General features: G+C 38.8%; 11 protein-coding genes. 6 read left to right on the plus strand and 5 right to left on the minus strand.

Annotated elements, in window-relative coordinates; all coding sequences use genetic code 11:
• Positions 1-24: 24 nt before the first annotated feature.
• Positions 25-435 (plus strand): NUDIX hydrolase, encoded by a 411-nt coding sequence (locus ACGLXV_RS16770; protein WP_391559561.1) that lies wholly within the window; start codon positions 25-27, stop codon positions 433-435.
• Between the two features lie 71 nt (positions 436-506).
• On the opposite strand, the gene ACGLXV_RS16775 is transcribed toward ACGLXV_RS16770, so the two are convergent.
• The 3 genes from ACGLXV_RS16775 to ACGLXV_RS16785 all read right to left on the minus strand — a co-directional run bounded on the left by ACGLXV_RS16775 (position 507) and on the right by ACGLXV_RS16785 (position 5,517).
• On the minus strand, positions 507-1,361 hold the full coding sequence (locus ACGLXV_RS16775) for an amidohydrolase family protein (RefSeq protein ID WP_391559528.1): 855 nt from the start codon (positions 1,359-1,361) through the stop codon (positions 507-509).
• A gap of 11 nt (positions 1,362-1,372) precedes the next feature.
• Positions 1,373-4,435, minus strand: a complete 3,063-nt coding sequence (locus ACGLXV_RS16780; protein ID WP_391559529.1) for a GNAT family N-acetyltransferase — start codon at positions 4,433-4,435, stop codon at positions 1,373-1,375.
• Positions 4,436-4,800: 365 nt separating this feature from the next.
• Positions 4,801-5,517 (minus strand): 3-ketoacyl-ACP reductase, encoded by a 717-nt coding sequence (locus ACGLXV_RS16785; RefSeq protein ID WP_391559530.1) that lies wholly within the window; start codon positions 5,515-5,517, stop codon positions 4,801-4,803.
• 322 nt (positions 5,518-5,839) lie between these two features.
• On the opposite strand from ACGLXV_RS16785, the gene ACGLXV_RS16790 reads away from it, so the two are divergent.
• The 5 genes from ACGLXV_RS16790 (at position 5,840) to ACGLXV_RS16810 (ending at position 10,938) form a co-directional block, all read left to right on the plus strand.
• Positions 5,840-6,829 carry an SIS domain-containing protein gene (locus ACGLXV_RS16790; RefSeq protein WP_119706990.1) on the plus strand — a complete coding sequence of 330 codons (990 nt, stop codon included), beginning with the start codon at positions 5,840-5,842 and terminating at the stop codon, positions 6,827-6,829.
• Positions 6,830-6,911: 82 nt separating this feature from the next.
• A complete protein-coding gene (locus ACGLXV_RS16795) occupies positions 6,912-8,195 on the plus strand; it encodes an ABC transporter substrate-binding protein (RefSeq protein ID WP_391559531.1) in 1,284 nt (427 codons plus the stop codon).
• Between the two features lie 115 nt (positions 8,196-8,310).
• A complete protein-coding gene (locus ACGLXV_RS16800; RefSeq protein ID WP_119710491.1) occupies positions 8,311-9,174 on the plus strand; it encodes a carbohydrate ABC transporter permease in 864 nt (287 codons plus the stop codon).
• 3 nt (positions 9,175-9,177) lie between these two features.
• Positions 9,178-10,065, plus strand: a complete 888-nt coding sequence (locus ACGLXV_RS16805) for a carbohydrate ABC transporter permease (RefSeq protein WP_119706992.1) — start codon at positions 9,178-9,180, stop codon at positions 10,063-10,065.
• A gap of 51 nt (positions 10,066-10,116) precedes the next feature.
• Complete coding sequence (locus tag ACGLXV_RS16810; protein ID WP_391559532.1) at positions 10,117-10,938, plus strand: PfkB family carbohydrate kinase; 822 nt, start codon at positions 10,117-10,119, stop codon at positions 10,936-10,938.
• A gap of 32 nt (positions 10,939-10,970) precedes the next feature.
• On the opposite strand, the gene ACGLXV_RS16815 is transcribed toward ACGLXV_RS16810, so the two are convergent.
• Together ACGLXV_RS16815 and ACGLXV_RS16820 are read right to left on the minus strand one after the other, a co-directional pair.
• A complete protein-coding gene (locus tag ACGLXV_RS16815) occupies positions 10,971-11,699 on the minus strand; it encodes a UTRA domain-containing protein (RefSeq protein ID WP_391559533.1) in 729 nt (242 codons plus the stop codon).
• A 174-nt stretch (positions 11,700-11,873) separates the two neighbouring features.
• Positions 11,874-13,079, minus strand: a complete 1,206-nt coding sequence (locus tag ACGLXV_RS16820; protein ID WP_391559534.1) for a nitrate/nitrite transporter — start codon at positions 13,077-13,079, stop codon at positions 11,874-11,876.
• Positions 13,080-13,401 lie beyond the last annotated feature (322 nt).

Below are 13,401 nucleotides of genomic sequence, written 5' to 3' on the forward strand. Positions count from 1 at the left end.
AATACATTGGATGGAGGTGGAAAAATGGGAGTTCCGCCAAAGCATATTGTGACGGCCATCGCTTTCGTACAGAATGATGATAATGAAGTACTCTTAATAAAAAGTCCACGGAGAGGTTGGGAGTTGCCAGGAGGACAGGTTGAACAAGGGGAGTCCATTAAGGCAGCAGCGATACGTGAAACAAAAGAAGAAAGTGGGATAGATATTGAGATTGTAAAGTTTTGTGGTATTTTTCAAAATGTAAAACACTCCATTTGCAGTACTTTGTTCATCGGGAAAGTAATTGGAGGTCAATTGACTACGTCACCTGAGATTTTAGAAGTGGGTTTTTTTCCAATAGAAAAAGCACTTGAAATGGTCACGTGGAAACATTTTAAGAAGAGAATAGAGTATTGTTTAAATGATGAGGTCCAGCCTTTCTTTGTTGAGGTTTGATTAGTTTTGTCATCAATCATTTCCTATAAGTGTAAAGGAGCTGCCTTAATAAACATTAGGCAGCTCTTTCATCATTTAATAAACGGTTGAATCTTTGGAAAAACCTTTAGTGCGGTTTCATAAAACACCTGGCTATGATACTCTTCTGGAATTAAATTCTTGATGAACTCAATATACGGGGCGATCGGCACTAATGGCCAATCCGTACCGAATAGAAGTTTGTCGTATGAGTCTGCAAATACCAATGCGTGACGTAAATGATCAAGGAAACGACCTTCGCTTTTCGCTGCTAGGTCCTTCTTTGTTCCGACAATTAATCCAGATAAATCTGCAAATACATTTGGATTTTTATAAATGATCTCTGCACCTGTCAGTGTCCATGGGTCTCCGAAATGAGCCATCATAAAATTTACATCAAGGTTGTCAACGGCAACCTCATCAATGGTGAGTGGGTGGGAGTATTTTAAATATCCCCTTTCTGAATACGTATCGCCAGTGTGAAAGACGACAGGAAGATGGTACTTTGCCGCAAGTCTATAAACGGGTTTATAAACAGGATCGTAGGCATAAAACGGATAATAACCAAGATAAATTTTAATTCCAACCGTTTTCGGATGTAATAACATCTTTTCTAAACGAGTGAGTGCCTCCTCGCCTAAGTTGTACGGATTGATTCCCGCGCAGGTAAAGATAGAAGGTGGCAGCTCATCGGTTAAATCCAGCCCCATCGGAGTTTGCGTTTCGTAATCAGGAAACCCCATTTTAGCTGTTTCTGTTAACCCCATCCCTATTCCAAGTACTACTCCTGCTTCCTCGAATTCTTTGAGGATACCTGAAGGTGAATAATCGACAAATGAAATTTTTTCAGCTGTTTCATGAAATGATTTTATGTTTGATAGATGGATGTGAGCATCGATGATTTTCATAAGAACTCCTTTTAAAATTGGATGTTTCGTAGTTTTTGAACAGCCTCTGTTGGAAGAACTCGCTCATCAAACAGAAAGAATAGGGGAGCAGTCTCTTTCTTCTCCTTATTCGCAAAACCTGGCTGAGCAGCAACTAGTTGAAAGGCTTCTTTATTCATATATGCCTCGGTTTCTTCACTATTTAAACTTGGAATCACATAAAGCTTTTCTTTTTTTGTTTGTGATTCAATATAGGATTCATGATTCAGGTACATTGGTAATTCCTGTTTACCTGCACGATACTCTGTAGTGCCACCTTTGATAAAAAGATTCGGTAATGCTTCTCCACCAAGGAACAAGTCTGTCAACCATTTTTCTCCATCCAGCCATTTCCCTCCATCATGCATGACCTGTAAAAATGTTGCTAAAACAGGAATGCCCGGAAGCATTAAATAATGTTGAATGTACTCGACATTTTTCCATTGTGAATGTTCCTCGAATTTTGTGTGAATCGCAATTCCTCTCCAAGTATTTCCTTTACGATCACAGATAGTTGTCGATGAAATAGTTGTTTTTTCTTTTAAAAGAGAGAAGGTGTTAATTCCTTCCGGAGACCATTTCATTCCTCCTGCCCATGGGTTCCACCAGCTTTTGGCGGTTCTTTCAGGATACTGAGTAGCTAACCATTCAAGCCCGTTTACTTTCAAAGAATATAAACCTGGATAAAAATCAGCATTTGCTTTAATCGATAAACAACCATTCTCCACAACTAGTGACCCATCTGACTCTGTACTAGAGGAAATGTCTCCTCGTGGTGATAATAGTAGCTCCTCGAAATTTGTCCGGATTCCCTCTTGTTGAAAATGTGCCGATAGATGAGAAACAGGGGTATTTAATGAGAGCTGTTGTTCAAAAGTAAAAGAGTTTTTCTCTTCTTTTGCCTGAATACTCCAGTTACTGACAGGAGTTTGGTCACTAGCGATCTCAAGCGTTCCATTCAAATAACTGTTTCTATAAGTCTTTAACGTGAAGGCAGGCGATGAACAAGATGGCACAATCATTTTATTTGCCTCGAGCTGAAGTTCGTTGGTTATATCATACGGCTCAAGCAGATGTGTTTTCTCGGCATAAGTCTGAAATTGAGTTGCCTCCTGGAATGAGTCCAATGCTACAATGATTTTTTCTGTAGAAGCCTTTTCTCCAGCTTTCATCTCACCAATTTTTTGCTCAATGACAAACTGCCAACCTTCTGGTACTGCATGGCTATTCTTTGGCCATGTTACCCCAACCGTTTCCCCTTCAGTCTTGGAAAAATACCAATTACCCGTTATCATGGCTGGATTTAGGTCTCCGAACTCAAGTGGACGATCTTTCGAAAAGTAAACAATTTTTTGATCAAGTGGAAAATACGTGTTGCCAAGTTCTTGGTATACAGGCTGACTGATAGCGATATTTTGATAAGTAGTTGGATGCACATTTTCAATCTCAACCCACTGGTGAACGATTCCATCTCCAAAGAGCTGGAGACACTCCGTTAAGTAGATTCCTGGATATTCCCCCGATTGTAACACGAACTTAATTAAGATAGATGAGTCATCAGTATCCCAGGTTACTGATGTTGGCTTCTTTTTATTAAATTCGTTTGTATATGGTTTTCCAAGCTTAGGTGCAAGAAAGGCAAATGAGGGCTTTTTCCTTCTAGTATTCTTTTTTAACTGGACATTAAGATCAAGCTTTCGAATATTTAACTGACTATGGCCATTGTATACGTGCCAGAAAAGCGTGGATTCTCCACCAAATTTCTTTCCTTCACCTTTGAAAGCAACCGAAATTTGCTGTTTAAAAGCGAGTACATGATTGGCAGTCTTAGTTTGAACATGAATAGTTGGATCGTAAAAGCCGTGCTTTTTAACGGTAATAGGTATGGAAATCGTTTTTCTTCCTTTAGCAGGAACTGTAACTTCGTATGTTTTTTGTTCTAGACTGACTAGGTCATTCTCAGGGATGGTAAGAACAAATTCTGTGGTGTTAGATAGATTATTCTTTAGCTCAAGATGAAACTCTGATTTTGTATCTAAGAAAGCAAAATTCCCTTCATTGAATGCTTCAAGCTTAGCTGGTTGCATAGGGAAAATTCCAAGGCTCATATCGCAATGAACACCATTAACTTCTATGGTTATTTGGATGCTCGGGTGAGTTCGCCAAATACTAGGCTCTTCGCCTTTTCGTATAGTAAAAGTCTCTGAGAGTGTAATGTCCTTTTCTATGTTCAGTTTTCCGGTGTTGAGTTGATATTCGACTCGAGTATTCTTGGTACCAGTGGCTTGAAAGGAAAGAGGGATACCTGTTTTGTTCACGACTTTTAATTGATAGGTATGCTCCATTTCCTCAATCACTTCATGGTGATCCATCGTTAGCTGAACGAGGAAGTCATCGGTTTCAATGAGGGTAATGCCTCGACTCGTCCGCTCGAATTGCACTCTAGCATTAGTCTCTGGCGAACTCCAGCTATATTCGTAGAAGGTAAATCCATTTTCTTTCATTCCATCTGGCTTCACGTCAATTTGTCTGGTACTGGCTTCGTACCAGTCTATTTTTTCAAATAGTGGCTGAAGCAGTGGCGTATTTAATATCTGAGGAATGAAGTTCATCAAATGGGTAATATCGTCACGATCCTCCCAAAAGAAGCCGCATTTTTTATAAAGTGGAACAGCTTTTGTGTTGCCGGGCCAGGTGTACAAATCAAGACGGGGCCAGCCGAGTTCGATCGTTTTTTCAAGAGCTTTCATGACAAGCATTTTGCCGATTTTCTTTCCATGATAACTCGGAAGAACATTGAGTAGAGGGATGTATAAAGAGCCAGTATCCTCCTTATATTCAGATAATCCACAATAGCCAACGACTTCGTTTTCATCTAGTGCTAGATAAAGCTCAATATTTTCGGAATTGGCTTCCTTTGTTTTCACTTGTTCTTCTGTCATGACACGAGTGTCGCCGCCCCAACTGTCACGGCTTAAATTCCACATTTTTGCTACCCCTGCGGCCAACCCTTCTTGATAACTTACAATTTGAATCCCATTTTTTACAGATGGCATATAGTTTCTCCTCTCACTAAGTAGATTCTTCCTTTTTTATTTGAACTTGCTTTTCTTTTATTCTTACTTGAATCATCTCGCATCTCCTCCTTGGGTTTGTAGTAGGAATGTTTTTCCATTCCAACATTAATCGTAACCGCTTAAATTTTCAAAGTAAAGAAAATTCGGACTACAAATTATGTGTAAATACTAGAACTGAATTAAGATCCTGACAGGAAAAAAGCGAGAGTCTCAGACTCTCGCTTTTTTCATTAAGTGTCCACCCGACACGGACAAAACACACAAATCTGTCCACGAAGGGTGACAGACACCATAAAAAGACAGAAGGGGGTGATTTGTCCACGGAGGGTGTCTGACACCGCTTTTTATGGGTTGGTGGACCAGAGGCCGGCTGATTTTAGGAATACTCGTGGGTGCAGCTTTAGGCCGGATACGATTAGGTCAGCTAGGTCTTCTGGGTGCATGACATTTTCTGGATTTCCAGAGATTAAGTTTGCTTCCGCAGCGAGGTCTGTGACAACTGTGCTTGGTGTTAGACCGACCACACGGATGTTGTGCTTACGAACTTCTAAAGCTAAGGACTCTGTTAAGCCTAGTACACCAAATTTAGAGGCACTGTATGCACTTGTTACAGGAGCACCTTTCTGTCCAGCACTAGAAGATATATTGACAATATCGCCAGCTTTTCTTTCAATCATTTCTGGTAAAACCGCACGTGTAGTGTTGTACACACCCATTAGGTTCACTTTAATGATGTTTTCCCATTCTTCAGGGGAAAGGTCTAAGAAACCGCCAAATTTAGCTGTTCCTGCGTTATTAATTAGTATATCTACAGCTCCAAGTTCTCCTCTTATTTTCTCCACTGCATTAGTAATCGAGTCAAGGTCTGCCACATCAGCTGTTGCAACGGCTACTTTCACTTGAAACTGGCGCAACTCCTCAGCTACTTTTTCAAGATTAGAAAGAGTTAATCCTACTAATCCAACATTTACTCCTTCTTTTGCAAGAGCAATGGCTGTAGCACGGCCAATTCCTCTGCCTGCACCAGTTACAATCGCAGTTTTTCCACTAATAGATTGCACGTTTACCACTCCTTTTCTTATGTAATGTAATTAAATATATCAGGAACCATTCGATCTAGCCATTAAGACAACTTTTTGATTCCAAATGGTAAAGACAGACTTACTTTTTACAATTCTTGACGCCTTTAGTCGGTTCACTATGAGTAAATTGGCGAATAAAGTCGAAAGAATTATCTGAAAATTCCGTTGACGAAGTAGATAGGCTAGGATATAGTAAGACTATAATATAACAATATATAACGTCCTATAATGTTGTATATTGAATGAAGGGAGGATAGGCAGTACCCCATACTAAAAAATACTTAGGAGGCTTTATAAAAATATGAGTACTGAACTAATCGTAGATGTGAAAAATCAAATTAAACATGCGCTTGAGGAAGTAGAAAAGAAACAAATTGATAATGTCTTTTTTGTAGCTTGTGGGGGTTCATCTGCTTTAATGTACCCAAGTAAATACGTCGTTGATCGTGAAGCGAAAAAGCTAGATGCACATCTATATAGTGCAAATGAATTTATTCATCGTAATCACTCAAAGCTAGGGGATACATCTCTGGTAATCCTATGTTCTCATTCTGGTACAACTCCTGAAACAGTAGAAGCTGCTAAATTTGCCCGTACGAAAGGTGCTTTAACGATTTCTCTAACAAATGAACCAACTTCACCTTTGGCTCAAGCTTCAGAAGTTGTCCTAAAGTATGAGTGGGGCCCAACAGCTAATGCATTTGCTACAAACTACTCTGTCCTATATCAACTAGTCTTTGGAGTCCTTAAGGTTGTAGAAAACAACGAAAAATTTGCAACGATCGAGAAGAGCCTAGAAAACCTTCAAACTGTTTTTGAAAAAGCTGCTTCCAAATATCATGATGCTGCTGTAGAATTTGGAAAACAGTATAAGGATGAGAAAATCATCTACACGATGGCTAGTGGTTCAAACTACGGTGTGGCGTATTCTTTTGCCATTTGTATTTTAATGGAGATGCAGTGGGTTCATTCTCATGCCATTCATGCAGGTGAGTACTTCCACGGGCCATTCGAAATCATTGATGAAGAAACACCATTTATCATCCTTCTTGGTCTAGATGAAACTAGATACCTTGAGGAACGTGCCCTTGAATTCTCACAACGTTATGGGAAGAAGCTAATCGTTTTAGATGCAAAAGATTTTGACTTTTCTGGAATTGATGAAGAGGTACAAGGATATATTGCTCCACTAGTATTAAACTACGTCTTGAGAAGATACGCAGAAAACCTCGCAGAACAGCGCAATCATCCATTATCTACAAGAAGATATATGTGGAAAGTAGAATACTAAAATCTAACAGGAAAAGCGAGGAGACCTTCGCTTTTCCTCTCATTGCTAGATTAATAGAAAAAAATCTTGAGGGGGCAGATTCATGAAAAAGTTTAAAATCTTTAGTATCATCGCCATATTAATTCTCTCAATGCTAGCAGCATGTTCCTCATCTAGTCAAACAGCTTCAGAAGACAGTGATACTGTCGAACTTCGTTTTTTCCACAGATGGCCTACAGAACCCAAAAAGCAATACTTTGAAGAAGCAGTGAAAGAGTTTGAAGAGCTACATCCGAATATAAAAATAAAAACCGAAGCGGTTTTGAATGACTCGTACAAGGAGAAGATTCGTGTTGTTTTAGGTTCAAATAATCCTCCTGATGTGTACTTTTCTTGGAGCGGCGAGTTTGCTTATAATTTTGCAAGAGCTGGACAATCCCTAGACTTAACAAGCTATGTTGAGGAAGATAAAGACTGGTCAGGTCAAATCATTGAATCCCAATTTGGTCCATTTACGTTGGATGGAAAGGTTTATGGAATTCCTTGGTCCACAGATGGAAAAGCCTTCTTCTATAACAAAAAAGTTTTTAACGATTTAAACCTTGAAATCCCTACCACATGGGATGAGCTCCTAACTGTCTCTGGAAAAATTAAGGATGCAGGAATTACTCCAATTGCTTTCGGAAGTAAAGCACCTTGGACGATTTCTCACTATATTGGATCACTAAATGAGTATGTCGTTCCGGAAGATGTTATTGCAAAGGACTACAGCCTAAGTAATTCAGATGGAGAGTTTACTCATCCTGGTTATGTAACTGCCTTGGAAAAATTCATTGAATTAGAGCCGTATTTTAATCAAGGAGTAAACTCCGTTGACCACCAATATGCGAGAGAGCTATTTAATGGAGGAAAAGCAGCGATTGGGTATTTTCAGTTAGCTGAGATTGGTCTGATAGAGCCAAGTCTTGGTGAAGATTTAGGTGTATTCAATACTCCATTCGTTGAAGGTGGAGAAGGAAATCCAAGCTCAATTACTGCTGCCCCAGAAGGAATTATGATTTCTTCTAAAACAAAGCACCCTGAAGAAGCGATGGAGTTTATTAAATTCTTAACTTCTAAGGAAAAAGGAATTGAACAGTTAAAAGAGGTAAGTGAATACAGCGCTGTTAAAGATACAACAACTACTGAAAACGGTTCAGCTCTTCAACAAGAAGCGATCGACTTAATCGTGAATGCTGAAAAGACTTACTTATGGTTTGATACGGCAGTAGATATCAAGATTGTTGATGCGTACCTAAATGGTGTTCAACAGATGTTAGATGGAAAAAAATCAGCTGAAGACGTGATGAAAGATGTTCAAAAAGCAGCGAAAGAGCTGAAAAAATAGTTTAAAAGAAAGGTAGTGTAGGGGACCGAAACTACCTTTCTTTCATAAAGCAAAACAAGAAAAGGGTCGGAAAGGACCTAGAAAAAAAGAGGTGAATACAGTGACACTTAGGAAAATGGCTCCCTATTTATATATTGCCCCTTGTATTTTGCTAATGGGATTGTTCGTTTATTATCCCATTGTAGAGAATTTCCGATTTGCTTTTTATGAGTTTTCTGCTTTTGCCCCAGATAAGGTGTTTGTTGGATTCGAAAATTTCCTTGCTCTGTTTCAGGATGAGGTTTTTTATATAGCTTTAAAAAATAATATTTGGTACGCAGTTATCTCAATTGTATGTCAAGTATTCGGTGGTTTAATTTTAGCTGCCATATTAGAGGATCCTTTGACTAGATTGCTAAGTGGTTTTTTCCGTACCGCTTTCTTCCTTCCAGTAATCATATCCATTACGGTAATTGCTTTATTGTTCAGTTTTGTTTACAACCCAGATATTGGGATACTAAACAGTTTTCTTCGATTGCTCGGTCTTGAAGAGTGGACAAGGGCATGGCTTGGGGAATCTGAAACAGCTATTTTCGCCGTAATTGCTGTATCTCAGTGGCAAAGTATTGGATATATCATGATGCTTTTCATTGTTGCCATTCAGTCTATTCCTCAAGAGCTGTATGAGGCAGCTGATATTGATGGCGCCAATAAATTCTATAAGTTCCTTCATATTACGGTTCCCCAGGTAAAAGAAATGCTTTTTGTAGCAACATTAATTACGCTAACAGGTGCATTTACAGTATTTAATGAACCGTATATTTTGACAAGTGGTGGACCAGGAAACGCTAGTGAAGTGCTTGGAACGCTTCTCTATAAATCGGCCTTTTTTAGAGATGAGATGGGGTATGCATCTGCAATAGCAACCATCATTTTATTACTTTCATTAGCTGTAGCAATTATTCAAATGAAGCTATTTAAGACAGGGAAGGAGGATTAATAGATGGAGGCAGATAAAGTAACATCAACAGACTATTCCATTCAATCTATCAGAGTTCGTTCCTATAAAAGGAAAAAGATTGCTGGAGCAATTCCGCTTTATACTATATTAATCTTCTATTTTATGATCATTGCCTATCCTTTGTTTTGGATGGTCATTAATTCCTTTAAAACGACAGAAGAAATTTTCTCAAACAGTTGGGCATTGCCGACAACATGGCTTGTCTCAAACTATGTTCATGCGTGGAATACCGGAATATCTGAGTACTTTTTAAATAGTACCATTGTTACGTTAAGCACCTGTTTATTAACGGTTTTCCTCAGTGCTCTTGGAGCATACGGTTTAACTCGTTTTCAGTTTAAAGGTAAGAAGCTACTATTAATCTTGTGTATGGGTGGAATGATGTTATCTCCGCAGGTGAGCTTAGTCCCTTTGTATAAGCTTATCCAGGCATTGGGTATTCATGACACTTACTTAGCGCTCATTCTTCCCTATGTGGCGTACCGTATTCCGATTACTGTTCTATTAATAAGAGCTGCTTTTCTAGAGGTTCCAAAAGAGTTAGAAGAATCTGCTTTTCTCGATGGATGTTCAACATGGTCTGTGTTTACAAAAATCTTTTTGCCGCTGAACCTTCCTATTTTGTTCACGGGGATCATTATCACTGCTTACTTTACATGGAATGAATTTATGTTTGCGCTCATCTTTATTGACTCAGAAAGTTTAAAAACCATTCCAGCAGGATTAATGCAATTCCGTGATGCATTACAAACAAATTGGGGAGTTCTTTTAGCTGGATTAATGATCTCTGCCATCCCGATTATTACCCTGTTTTTATTTTTACAAAAGTATTTTGTTCGTGGTCTTGCTTCTGGAAGTTTGAAAGGATAAGAGAGAGTGTTAGTAAAAACAGAACTCCAATAGAAAGGAATGTAAAAAATAATGAAGTTACTAGCAATTGGAGATAATGTGGTGGATGTTTATATGGATCGAAACGAGATGTTTCCAGGTGGGAATGCGTTAAATGTTGCCGTATTAGCTAAGCAATATGGAGCAGAAGAAACAGGATTTATTGGAATTGTAGGAAATGATGCGGAGGGTGATCACATTATTGATTCTTTAGAAAAGAATCATGTGAATATTAGCCAAATCCGAAGGGCCTATGGGGAAAGTGGAAAAGCCTATGTGGATATTGATGCGACTGGTGACAGGATTTTCGTAAAATCAAACAAAGGTGGTATTCAATCGAAGCTACGATTGAAATTGGCTCCTACAGATTTTGATTATATCAAAGGTTTTGATGTTCTTCATACCAGCATTTATAGCAGTCTGGATGACCAACTTCCCCTGATCAAACAGCTTTTACCGATTTCCTATGATTTCTCCAATCATTTTACAGATGAGTTGCTAAAAACGGTATGTCCACATATCACTTTTGCCTTCATATCCGGTAGTGATTTTGGTGACAAGCAAATAGAGGAATTAATTAACAAAATTCATGGATATGGCACGCATTATGTGATTGTTACCCGCGGTTCAAAGGGAGTGATCATGTCCGATCGGACACAAAGTTATATACAGGGAATAGAAGAAGCAGAAGTAATTGACACGCTAGGTGCTGGTGATTCATTTATAGCTGGGTTTTTAACTAGTTATTTGAACCACCATACAATCAAGCAGTCACTACAACTAGCTGCATTACGAGCAGCACGTACTTGTGAAGTGAACGGAGCATTTGGTTATGGAAAACAATTAGTAAAATAAAGAAAAGGGACTGGCTGATAGCCAAGTCCCTTTTATGTCGTAATCGTAAAGGCGATAACTGTAGTTAAATTTTTAAATGTAGAAAGATGAATAGGTACTTTATTCTTGTCGTACACGATTTTGTCTATATTAAATAATGTTTCGCCAATTTCACAATTAAGATGCTCAGCTTCTATAGAAGAGGCGGGAATTCCAGTGATCGTTTTTTTTGTGGTAATGTCCTTCATATCCACGTGGTAAATATTACTCAGGACATCATAGGTGGATTCGTAGTCAAATATATGCTCGGGTATTTTAGGAAAGCGCTCTATCGGATAATGGGTTAAATCAAGCATAAATGGCTCTTCATCAAGATACATCAATCTTAGAAGTTTGAGCACTGGGGCACCAACCTCTATTTGAAGATCTTCAGCTATTTTCTTTGACGCCTTAATTTCCTCACAAAGAAGAACTTTCTTGGCTGTCTTTTTTCCGAGTTGTTTGCTGAAATCCGAAAAGCCCTCGATTGTTACTAACTCACGAGCAACCTTTTTCCTTGCAACAAACGTACCTTTTCCTTGTTTTCTTTCCAACAATCCTTCATCAACTAAATCTTGAATGGCTCTTCTAACTGTAATTCTACTTACACCATAAATATCACAAAGCTCCGCTTCATTGGGAATTTGCTGACCTGGTCGATAGGTGTTCTGGTCAATTGCTTCTTTTATGGTGTTAAATAATTGTTCGTATAATGGACGTGAACTAGAGCTGTTTAACTTCATAGGAGAACTCCTCTCAAAGTATAAATCATTATATAATATTATATAACATTTAACGGAAAAATGTATATGATTAGTCTGAGAATTTCGAATACTAAAGTAATAAAAGAGTAGGAAAGTGGTAACAAAAAAAAGCTCTGGCTTGCAATAGAGATGCAAGCCAGAGCTTTTTACATATTAAGCTTTTAGCGAAGTTTCTTTTGGAGCCCATGTCTTTTTCCAAGACATCTGTGCAATAATTAAAACGAGTAAAGCTAACACTCCTATTCCTGCATAAACGAGGAATCCTGTTGCATACGTGCCTGTGATTTCTCTTAACGTTCCAAGGATATTTGGAATAAAGAAACCACCTACACCACCAGCTGCTCCAACAATTCCTGTAACCATCCCGATTTCTTCTTGGAAGCGTTGTGGTACAAGTTGGAATACCGCTCCATTCCCCATTCCTAAACACATCATACCGACAAATAATAACAAGGTAACAAGAGTGATAGAAGGTAGTTGACTAACTCCTAGCATAGTTAGAGCAACACCGATAAATAAGAAGGTTAATAGACGAACTCCCCCAATCTTATCTGCGATAAATCCTCCTACTGGGCGAAAGAAGCTACCGGCTGCTACGCAAAGGGTAACAAAGTCTCCAGCCCTTACTCTTGAAAGATCGTATTGATCAACGAAAAAGATACTTAAAAAGCTAGATAGTCCAACAAATCCACCGAAGGTAACGCTGTACAATAAACAGAAGTAAAGGGCATCTTTTTGTTTAAAAACATTAAAGTATTCTTTAAGTGGTTTTGGTGCTGGCTGGGAAGGAGCATCTTTTGCGATAAGAACAAAGACGATAAACACTATAGCAAGAGGAATAAGGGCGACCCCTAGTACATTATGCCAGCCAATTTGTTCAGCAAGGCGGGGACCAAATAAGGTTGCAAATAAAGTCCCGCTATTTCCAGCTCCAGCAATCCCCATTGCTAACCCTTGTAAATGCGGTGGATACCAACGACTTGCCATTGGTAAAGCTGCTGCAAAGCTTGCCCCAGCTACTCCTAATAGTATTCCGATAAAATAAATCTCCGTTAACGTCGTTCCAAACAGCCAACCCCATAGAAGTGGAACCATTGTAACAACCATTCCAATGATCGATGTTTTCTTCGGACCAATTCGATCCGTTAAAACACCAAGAACGAGACGGAAGAAAGATCCACCGAGGATAGGTATCGCTACGATTAATCCCTTTTGAGAAGGGGAAAGTCCGAAGTCTTTGGTGATATAAACCCCAAGTGCCCCCAGTATTACCCAAATCATGAAACTGACATCAAAGTACAGAAATGAAGCAAATAGCGATGGTGCATGTCCACTTTTTCTTAAATTTGCTAACTTCATAGTTTTACTCTCCTTTTAATAAATGTGGTATTTCAAATGTGTTACCAGCCAATATAATTTTTTCGAGAAAATAAAATCTTACCTAATACATAGAAGAATGAAAAAAAACCTATCTTATTTGTCATTGGAAATCCTCCTTTGTTTTTGTCCAGCTCCAGCGCCTAGCCCCTCGAGGTCATAAGCCAAATCTCTCCAGAAGGCAGGCCTTCCTGCGAGATTCGTCTTATGCTTGTCGGGGCTGAACAAGGCGCTTTTGCTTTTCTGTTTTGTCAGAGTTTTTACCGCCTTTGTCTTGTTAAAGAATAGTATGTAAGTTGTTGCT

Origin of the sequence: Robertmurraya sp. (assembly GCF_036676585.1) — a bacterium.
Lineage (GTDB): Bacteria > Bacillota > Bacilli > Bacillales > Cytobacillaceae > Robertmurraya_A.